Origin of the sequence: uncultured Methanobrevibacter sp. (assembly GCF_900314615.1) — an archaeon.
Classification (GTDB): domain Archaea; phylum Methanobacteriota; class Methanobacteria; order Methanobacteriales; family Methanobacteriaceae; genus Methanocatella.
Genome location: NZ_OMWA01000043.1, coordinates 1022 through 8843 on the forward strand (window position 1 = coordinate 1022; position 7822 = coordinate 8843).

3 protein-coding genes are annotated in these 7822 nt (G+C 33.3%); all 3 read right to left on the bottom strand.

Going from position 1 to position 7822, the window contains the following annotated elements:
- Positions 1 to 2147 (bottom strand): hypothetical protein (locus QZN33_RS11420; protein ID WP_296792722.1); only part of this gene is annotated, 2147 nt, incomplete at its 3' end.
- Between the two features lie 162 nt (positions 2148 to 2309).
- A complete protein-coding gene (locus QZN33_RS11425; protein ID WP_296792725.1) occupies positions 2310 to 4247 on the bottom strand; it encodes an Ig-like domain-containing protein in 1938 nt (645 codons plus the stop codon).
- 166 nt (positions 4248 to 4413) lie between these two features.
- On the bottom strand, positions 4414 to 7347 hold the full coding sequence (locus tag QZN33_RS11430) for a hypothetical protein (protein ID WP_296792728.1): 2934 nt from the start codon (positions 7345 to 7347) through the stop codon (positions 4414 to 4416).
- Between the last annotated feature and the right edge of the window lie 475 nt (positions 7348 to 7822).

A 7822-nucleotide genomic window follows, 5' to 3' on the forward strand; every position in this document is an offset into this window, starting at 1 on the left:
AGCAACAACAGCAAAGCAACAATACAGATGATACATAATTGGAGATAATCTGAAGACTTGCTAACTACATTGTCATGCTCATCAATCTCATAGGCATTCTTATCAACTTCTGACGGAGAGTTGGAAGCAGAACCTGCAGATGAAGAAGCAGCTGCAATGCTCAAACCGGAATCCCCAACAGAATAATAGGTAGAATTCAAATCACCATGAGTAGCATTTGACTTGCTAAAGCGACTATTCCTGCCATTGACATCTGAATCAAAATGGAATCCTCCACGGCCGGAACCATTGCCAAGGCCCCCAAAATGAGCATTTCCATCCTCACTCAGCCAGGACAAGCCAAATCCATTGCCTTTTGGACTTTGATAATTCTTCAGCCAATCAGGCAAATCATGCTGGGACATATGGCGAACAGGATTGGAACCATTGGTATTATACCTTACAACATTATTTGTACCTTGGCCTCCAATTGCCACAGCCTTGTCACCACCTTCGCCACGCCCAGTAACCAAAATGTTATACATGACATGTGTATCACTGGTAGTGGAATCCAATAAACCCTGATTCAAGCTGATTGCAATAGGTCCTGGAACTGTGACATTATTATACTTGATTTGATATTTATGATTGCCTTCAGTGCTCTGGGCATAACTTATGCCATAAATGCGATCACCATCATGATATCCGCCAACAGTATCCACTATTATTGTATTGTTAAGTATTCTGTCATCAGAGTCTTGCACCTCAATTCCTGCAACCAACGCATACATATGACTTCCAGCCTTGCCTGTAATATTGATGAAATTGCTTATGACATCAATCTGAGTCTTACCATAAGCATTTTGCGAATAGATTCCAATGTTCGGGCCATTGCTAATGCTTTTTAGGTAATTATAAGCGACCTTGATGTTATATGCAGGACCGGTAATCTGAATAGGATAAGCAGTCCCATGAAAACTGTAACCGCCATATGTAAAGACATCAATGTAATTGTTCACGACACAAACGTCATCAGATACATAGATATCCAAGGCATACAGGTAATTAGCCTGATTCTTGCGGGTGAAATAGTCCTCAACAAGAATGCTGTTGCCATCAAGTGTGGAATTTCTGCAGGCATAAACCAAAACAGAGGACAAAGTAGGGAAAAGATTATCCGCAAAAACTCCTCCATTGACTGCAGAATAAATGCTGTTATTTGCAAAGATGAGGTTGTCACAGCCTCCAATGGCAAAAGAGGAAACCTTATCCATGCTCACACCACCATAAATAAGCTGGCTCCAGTCAACCTGACGCAAAGGCAATGTTGCATTGATGCTATTGCCGCTTACAAAGGCATCATAGCAATAAGTCATAAGGACAGGATAATTAAATCCATCATTATATGCTTGGCCATAATAATTAACTGTATTGTTGATCAGGTTCAGTCCATAATTGTCATTGGCATAAATACCGATGCAAGTAGTATCAACGGGAGCAATATAGTTAATTGTATTGTTGAAAACTGTGATATTGTCCCATCCAACGTAAATGCCAGCATTATGATTCAAAGGAAAGGCTTGATTAAAATCAAAATTGAAATTAGCCAAAACAATATCACTGGCAGTTAAACTGAAAACAGTGTTAACGAAACGAGACTGATTAGAAACAAGACGAGTGTTGTTCTTATCAATAGTGAATACTCCCTTATCTTCAAAATTGCCTTCAAAGACGAGAATGGAACCTCCGAACTCATCCTTTAAAACACCAGAATCATCAAAATAATGAGTATAATTATCACAACTAACATAATATGTCAAATTGGCATTGGAAACCGGACTTTCCATCAAAACATCCATTTTAGAATTGAAATCACTACCCTCATTTTCTATAGATTTTTCAGAAGATGATTCTTTATTAGCAGTATTTGATTGATCTAATCCAAAATCAGAAGAAGAATAGGATTCAATGAGAGAATCAACTGAAGAAGGTAATTCATTGCGAGAATCATCAGCAGATACTTCAACTGAAACTTCTTCTATTGAATCACCAATACCAATATTATTTAAACTAGAATCAGAATATGCATCAGCAGCAGATGCAAAATTCATGCCTAAAATAATAATCAATATTGAAATAAGCAATAATGATTTATATTTAAATCTCATAAAAAATCCCACTTTCCAAAAAATACTTGATAAAATAAACAAACACCATATTGGTCCGTCCATTTTATTTATTCACCACAAAATAACTAACTTCAATAATGTAGTGAATAAATAAAATAAAAGAAAATAGGAAAAATGACCCATTTTCAAGAATCAATATCCCTATTTAATCTTAATTTTCACTGTTTTACTAATAGCTTTATACCATTTATCTCCCTTAAATACTATTTTTGACTTGTAGGTTCCTTTTTTAGACAATTTAGTAATCTTAAATGTGGCAACCCCTTTCTTGTTTGTAGTTGCAGTGTATGTCTTGCCTTTGACTTTTATAGTAAGTTTTTTGCCCTTTAAAACCCTGTTTTTGGAATCCTTTAAGGTTACAGAGAACTTTTTAGTCTTAACCTTAGCTTTGAATGTCTTCGCTTTGGCAATCAATTTTGAAACCCCTTTGGATACAGTGACTTTTGAACTAATTGAGGAAGACTTATAGTTATCATCACCTGCAAAGCTAATGCTTGCAGTGTAGGTTTTAGGAACAAGTGTTGCAACATTAAGGCTAACCTGACCTTTGCTGTCAGTGGTTAGGACCTTGGATATGGAGCCGACCTTAACAATAACCTTTTTATTTGCTAAAGCTTTATTGTTGGAATCCTTAAGTGTGACAACCAAGTTTTTAGCTATGTTATAGTTAGCTGTCACTTTAGGGGCAGTTAGAACTGTGCTAAGTTTAGACTTTTCAAATGTGAAGTTCTTAAAGACTTTGGATGGGGCATAGCCTTCATACTCATCTCCAGGATAAGTGATTTCAAAGCTGTAATTACCTAAAAGATTGCTTAGTATGATTTTCCCATTATTGTCTGTATATTCATAGGAAACCCTTCCGTTGGTTACAATTTCAACTTCATAGTCAACCAATGGATTGTTGGACTCATCAGTTAAACTGATGACTAAAGTGTTTGCATTTGCAACAAGACCCAGATTAGTCTTAATGACTGGTCGATCAGTGCTGTTAATGTAAAATGGGCCGACTAAAGGAACATCATAGCTGACTGGAAAATCATAGGTGCAATTGGAGATGATGCAATAAGGAGAGTTTCGAGCCTTAACGACTCCATTGATGTCACAGTTTGTGAATGTGGAATTATAGATATAAACCCCATCAATGCGACCATAATAATCTGTATTTCCACCATAGGAATCAACAATAGCATCACAGCTAACATTATCAAAAGTACAATTATTAAAAATAAATTTTGAACATTCAAAAGAAGTGATCATTGAAGTTGTTTCATATTCTTCTGTAGGGATGATAGTTCCCCAGGAAGTATGCACGTCATAAGAGTTAATGGTTGGGTCATAAGTGTAATTTAGAAATTTGCAATTTTCAAAAATTGCAGTGCAGATATCTGTTAATCCATCCCTATTAGGTTCAACATGCTGATGCTGACCAGAAACAAAAGATGTGTTGATAAAAGTGCAGTTAATAAAATTGAAGTCACGCCCATCCATGGAAATGCCATAAAATATTATTGTATCACTGAAACCAATATCATCATTTCCACTGGAATACCAAACTTGTCCACTTGATGGAACTTCAAAACTGACATTTATAAAAGTTAATGTTTGATTAAAATTTTTATAAGTTCCCATACTATCAAACCAACAGGAATTAATTACTGTTCCCTCTTGGCCAATAATATAATAGTTTGTATTATATGGTGAGCCTTCTGGAACTCCATAGTTTCCTTCAGACAAATGAATTGTACCACTGATGGCCACTTTGTCATATACAGTATAATCAAAGTTCTTGTATGCGGTTTCAGGACTTAAACCGTCTCCACTAAGTTCTTTACTACTATTAATATAAAAATCGGATGGCTTGTCATCTTCCTTTAAAATATTGCTTTCTAAGTTCAATAAACTGTTTTCATTTGAACATTCTATGTTTTCATCTATGCCGAAATCATCTTCATTAATGCTTGAATCATCAGTGATTGATTGTGTATCTAATATATCTTCAGAGGCATATGCAGATGATATGCATATGAATAAAATGATGAGCATTGAAAATAATAGGATGCTTTTATTTGTTTTCCCCATATTAATAATCTCCCCATATTGCATTATACTCTTTAAATAAACTTCATTCATAGATAATCAAAGAAATTTATTTATTATTCCAAATAGAATAGGATGTTGAATAATAAATAAATTCCTCTAATTTTTAGAAAAATAAAAAAATAATAGAGAAAAATTAATTTTTTCTCTATTTTTTAACGGTTACTTTTACCTTTTTGCTTAATGCTTTGTAGTATTTGCTTCCTGCAAACTTGACAGTAGCAGTGTATTTGCCTTTTTTGGTTAATTTAGTGATTTTAAAGGTTGCTTTACCTTTGCTGTTTGTGGTAGCTTTGTAGGTTTTTTTGCCTACTTTCAAGGTAAGTTTGACCTTTTTCATTACTTTACCTTTGTTGTTTTTAAGGGTAACTGTGTATTTTTTGGTTTTGACTTTAACCTTAAAGGTTTTTGCTTTTGCAGTGATCTTAGGTTTTGCTTTGCTTACAACTAATTTAGGGCTTACGCTGGAAGCAAGGTAAGCATCGTCACCTGCAAACTTAACAGTTGCAGTGTAGGTTTTTGGAACCAATGTAGCGACATTAAGGCTTACTTGACCTTTAGTATTAGTGGTCAAGGTTTTGCTGATAGTGCCAACCTTAACGGTTACTTTCTTGTTAGCAAGAGCTTTTCCATCCTTATCAGTAAGGGTAATGACTAAATTCTTTGCAACATTATAAACAGCACTTACCTTAGGAGCAGTGATCTTGGTTGCAACTTTAGCAGGAACTACAGGTTCTTCTGTGAAATTAAAGAACTTGGAGTCACTAATAGGTTTGAATGATTCGTTTCCTTCATAGTTTACTGCAATGGTAACTTCACCAGTTAAACCGGTAATGGTAGCTTTACCATCTTCACCAGTAGTGATGGTTTGCTCTTCACCACCATTAACTGTATATTTAACAGTAGCGCCAGCAATAGGAGCAGAACTGTTATCGGTTAAAGCAATTACAACAACACCTTTTTCAGAGGAACTAATGTCTACCACTGAATCAACAGCAGTTACTGGGAATTTACAATTATCAAAGTTTAAAGTGAAACTATTTTCGTTAAATTGAATATTTGAATCAATAATTTTATTTATTGCAATTTCTTCCTTATCGAATTCAAAAGTACAATCTTTAAAGCTGTAAATATTAACTATGTCACAATCAGTATCATAATATAAATTCCAATAATCATTTATATCATAACCATTAATGTATAATGCTTTTTTGAAAGTACAATTGGTGAATTCATAACTTCTAGAACCTAAAATAACATCACAATCAAAAATAATATTTTTATGAGAAATAGTATCTCTAATAGCTTCTTGATCCCATTCAGTAGTATCAATACCTCCTTTGAGATCTAAATTATAACCATCGGCACATCTGAATATTACATTATCCCCAGTACCTTCAACAGTGAAAATACCGAGTGCAAATAACTTAGCAACACCATCTAATTTATAGTATCCAAATCCATAATCCTCATCTACTTCCCAAATTAAGTTTGGTTTAATAGTTTTAGAATAAATTCCAGGTGAAACAAGAATATTTACAACTTGTGGTTCACTACCATAACCAGTTTTTGTCATTTTTGAAAACGCATCTTCAAAGGAATCATCATCAGAAACTTCTCTTTGAATATCATCACTTAATATATCATTACTAGAAGCCCCTAACAAACCTTTAGCCATGGCAATAGGATTTATAAATGAATTATAAGTATTACCTGAGCCTGAATAAATAGTTGATTGGGTGCTATTATAAAAGTGATTATTATTAAATGAATTTATAATTCCATTGATGTATACAGTATCTCCAGAACCAGTATGATTTATAAAGGTATTTCCATCAATAGCTAAATATGGCCTATCACTTGTACCATTAACAACTTTTTTATTAGCTGCAGAAATTGCTTGTCCATTAGTTGCACTATTTGATATGAAAGTGGAGTTATATACATTAAGGTAACCTCCGTTTAAAGTACCAATTGCCCCACCTTTTCCATTAGAGTTAAGATTATTGTTATATTTAAAAGTACAATTATTAATAATGATGTCAAATAAGGAACCATAGTTATAAGCCCCTATTGCTCCGCCTCCATTATTAGTAGAACAGTTGTTATCTTCAAAAATAGAATCATACACTCTTAATACACTATAAGTGAATAATGCTCCACCATTCCATCCTGCGACATTGTGATAAAAATAAGATTTATTTATCACAGTATTTGCATTACTATGGGTATGAATTGCTCCTGCCCACTGATATGCACTATTGTTATTAAAAGTAGAATTATATACTGTTAAAATTCCACAATTATTAATTGCCCCTGGCTCTGTAGAAGCATAATTATTTTCAAATGTAGAATCCTTAACATTTAAAGTGACACCAGTAGTAGAACCACTCATATAGTTAGTTACCGCACCAAATCCAGCAGTACAATTAGTAAAAGTACAGTTAGTCATATTCATAGTACCTAAATTGTTGTATACTACTGAATCATGATCAGTTCCTGCTGTGATGTTTATGAATGTGCAGTTTTCCAATTTGCTAGTTCCAGTGGTTTGCAATTGTATGAGCATTTGACAATTGATGTTTTGGAACTTGACATTTCTAAATGTGATCTGCAATGCATTGTTGTAAGTACTTTTAAACGGAATTCTGTTGGCTGCGTTTCCAGTAATGTAACTGTTAGCATTACCTACTACTATTGCATTGTTTTTAAATTGGATATCGCCAGTACTGATAGATATTGGTCCATTTAAGTTGATTGTGTAATCAGTACCAGTTGTTTCCGCATAAGTTTTCAAATCTGACCATGTTGATACTGTTTGAGTACCAGATGCTCTTATGTTTTCTTCTTCATCGTTTGTTTCTATGGATGCATCAGATTGATCAACCCCAGAGTCTGTATCAGCAGCTTCCAAGGAACTTGATTCATCTGACTGCAAGTCTGCATCAACATCTTCATCTGCAATGATTACATCATCAATAGCATCATTCACAACATCTGTTGAGATGTCTTCTGCTGCACTTGCAGCTCCCATAAGACAACAAAGAAGAACTAAAAATATCGCAACATATTTAAATTTCATAAGTTTAGTCACCTCGTTTTATAATAAATAAACTCCTTTTTTTAAAAAGGAGAGAAAGAAAAATATAAAATCCAATCTTTTACATAAGGCATGAAAAATTATATGTTTCCATGAAAGAACCATAAAATCAATGCCATAAAAAATTGAATTTAAATGAAATTTTATAAAATAAATCAGAATAGTATTGATAAAACAATCATTTTATCAAACTAGATTTACTACTCATAAAATATATTTTATATAATAAAATATAGTCCTACAAATATATAAGTTTAATTAATTTAACTTTTCATAGAATTCACTACCACTCCTAGTAACCAATATAAAATAGCACAATATACAAAAAAGAATAAAAGAATTATGGTTCTTTTCATGGAAACCTATAATTTTTTCATGCATTATGTGAAAGATTGAATTTTATATTTAGCTTTCTCTCCTTTTTTTAAAAAAAGGAGTTTATTTATTATAAAAGAGG